Source organism: Massilia phosphatilytica (assembly GCF_977014125.1).
The window spans coordinates 1-2,513 of sequence record NZ_CDRNIL010000119.1 but is presented as its reverse complement, the minus strand read 5'-3'; the positions used below and the strand labels follow the sequence as shown (position 1 = coordinate 2,513).

At 48.4% G+C, this 2,513-nt stretch carries 4 protein-coding genes; all 4 read left to right on the top strand.

The window, feature by feature from the left end:
* Nucleotides 1-979 precede the first annotated feature (979 nt).
* Entirely contained in the window at nt 980-1,438 is a 459-nt protein-coding gene (locus ACWNCF_RS04075) for a Wzz/FepE/Etk N-terminal domain-containing protein (protein ID WP_449406119.1), read from the top strand.
* Complete coding sequence (locus ACWNCF_RS04070; protein WP_449406118.1) at nt 1,398-1,868, top strand: hypothetical protein; 471 nt, start codon at nt 1,398-1,400, stop codon at nt 1,866-1,868. Before ACWNCF_RS04075 ends, ACWNCF_RS04070 begins: the two co-directional genes overlap by 41 nt.
* A gap of 29 nt (nt 1,869-1,897) precedes the next feature.
* On the top strand, nt 1,898-2,125 hold the full coding sequence (locus ACWNCF_RS04065) for a GNVR domain-containing protein (protein ID WP_449406117.1): 228 nt from the start codon (nt 1,898-1,900) through the stop codon (nt 2,123-2,125).
* Nucleotides 2,126-2,236: 111 nt separating this feature from the next.
* Nucleotides 2,237-2,513: hypothetical protein (locus ACWNCF_RS04060; RefSeq protein WP_449406116.1), on the top strand; the 277-nt coding region annotated here is incomplete at its 3' end.

Genomic DNA, 2,513 nt, shown 5'->3' with positions numbered 1-2,513 from the left:
TGTCGTTGTACTTCGTTCAGTTACGTATTGCTAAGGTTAAAACGGTAGGAGTTAGTTGGATGATCCAGCACCTACAGACGCCGCAAACCCTGATCGCGAAAGCCGGTGGTCCGACGTCTAACGCGTACATGTTCGGTACCGCGTTTTATCAGTGAGGAAGTCCGTAAGGAACAGCAGGCGAACCTGCAACGAGCTGCGGATCGTCTTGAAGCACAGATGCGTAGCGAGAAGCTGTACGCGCGTTGCCAACTTGCGGGCAATGAACACGGCCCGACGCCGCTGCGGCAACTGCGCAATGCTCGAAGCAGAGCGGAAAATTGCTCGAGGAACTGCATAGCCCGCTTCCGGAGATCAGCAGCCGACTGGACGAATTGCGTTTGGTCTCGATTTCAGACGATCGCTCGTTTCGCATCTACCCCGGGTCACATTGCAGAACGGCGACCGTCTCGTAGTGCCTTCGAAGCCAGCTTTCGTCCACGTATTCGGTGCAGTTGACGCCGAGGCGTCGCCACTTTGGAAGCCTAATACCCGAGTCAAGGATTATCTCAACCTTGCCGGTACAACCACTGATGCTGATACCGATAACGTTTTCGTGATGCGCGTCGATGGTACGGTCGTATCAGGCGATTACACAAAGTTGGCTCTTGGGTAAGATCGGCGGTGTCGAGGTTATGCCGGGCGACACGATTGTGGTGCCCGAGAAGGTTGATCGGCAAACTGCTTGGAGCAAATTCACACAAGGCGCTAGAGATTGGACGCAAATTCTCGCTAATCTTGGCTTAGGCGCTGCTGCGGTAAAAACTCTCCGAAATTAATTAAATTATTTTGTTACTCAACAATGTGCTTTCATAAGGATTAACCTTCGAAGGCTGAATTTTTGAGTATTCTGCGTTATATAAACTCGTAAATTATTTCATCATGCCGCATACGAATTGAAAAATGCGCATCAATGAAAGTTCGAACCTTAGCGGTAGCCAAAATGGAATATAACAAAGCAAGCGGGGCGGAACTGGATGATCCCCATGGCGATGAAGGTCTATTCGATGTATTGGTCGTATTTCTAAAAAATAGAAGACTGATCTTCGGTTTTCCGGTTATTGTCGGAGCGATTACGTTCGCGGTTTCGTTCGCAATTCCGCCAACGTTCCGCGCAAGCACAACAATCTTGCCGCCGCAGCAATCTCAAATGGGCGCTGCTGCTCTGCTGTCCCAATTAGGTGGTGCTGCTAGTATGGTAGCAAGCGCAACCGGCATCAAGAATCCGAGTGACCTTTATATCGGCATGTTGAGAAGCAGGACTATTTCCGATAACCTGATAGGACGTTTTCATCTCCAGAGTGTATATGACGTCGAGTCGCTTGAGCAGACCCGTAAAGAGTCTCGAACGCAACACTTCGATGAGTTCTGGCAAGGAAGGTCTCATTACTATTACTGTTGAAGATGGCGATAAAAATCGGGTGGCGGCCTTGGCCAACGGTTATATCGAGGAATTGACAAAGGTTAATCGAGCTCTTGCGGTGACCGAAGCCGCTCAAAGGCGGCTCTTCTTCCAGCGACAGCTTGAACAAGCCAAGAATCGTCTTGCAGACGACGAGGTTGAGCTCAAGAAAAATCTAGATGCGAACGGCGTTATTAGTGTCGATGCCGATAGCCGCGGAATTGTCGAGACCATCGCCAAACTTCGTGCGCAGGCATCGGTTAAGGAAATTCAACTTAGTTCAATGAGCTCTTTTGTAACTACTAATAATCAAGATTACAAGGCGGTGCAGCAGGAACTGAGCAGCCTTCGAGCGGAGATTAGTAGACTTGAGAACGGCACACCTGTTGATAAAGCAGAAAAAAGACTCCTTCTGGTCTTGCGAACATAAAAATTCTTCGGGATGTAAAGTATAGCCAAATGTTATACGAACTGCTCGCTAAGCAGTATGAAGCGGCACGTCTTGATGAAGCTCGAGACGCTTCGTTGATCCAGACGCTCGATGCGGCCATTGTCCCTGAAAAACCGTATTCGCCGAAACACGGCAGGCTTGCTGCTATTGCTATGGCCATTGCCTTTTTTCTTGCTATTCTGTTTGCATTTGCTCGGAATGCATTCCTCAAAGCTTCTCGAGCGACCGGCTTTTAGAGAGAGGTGGGCCGGACTGCGGAAACAGCTCAGATTTTCTAAGTAGTGTTCAGTTATATCAATATTCCCAAGTGAGGAAATGAAGAGGTTCTTAATCTCTCACAAAAATATATGAAAAAAGCTGTACTGAACATTGCTTATTTGTCGGCAATGCAGGCTGCAAATGCTGTACTGCCGCTTATCGTATTCCCATTCGCGTTCGGTGTTATCGGTGATCACTATTATTCGAAACTGGTAGTGAGCGAAGGGTTTGTGCTGTTTCTGGTGGCATTTGTTCTTTATAGCTTTGATATCGATGGTGTCGCTATCGTCGCTGACGCAGATATGGAGCGCGATAAAGAGAAATTATCCGAAGTATTGTCCTGCGTGTTGATGGCACGGGTTGCTG

What these genes read in the sequence shown, in the direction of transcription:
- ACWNCF_RS04075 (WP_449406119.1), top strand. Translation starts at nt 980, where the DNA reads ATGGAATATAACAAAGCAAGCGGGGCGGAACTGGATGATCCCCATGGC.
- ACWNCF_RS04065 (WP_449406117.1), top strand. Translation starts at nt 1,898, where the DNA reads ATGTTATACGAACTGCTCGCTAAGCAGTATGAAGCGGCACGTCTTGAT.
- ACWNCF_RS04070 (WP_449406118.1), top strand. Translation starts at nt 1,398, where the DNA reads ATGAGTTCTGGCAAGGAAGGTCTCATTACTATTACTGTTGAAGATGGC.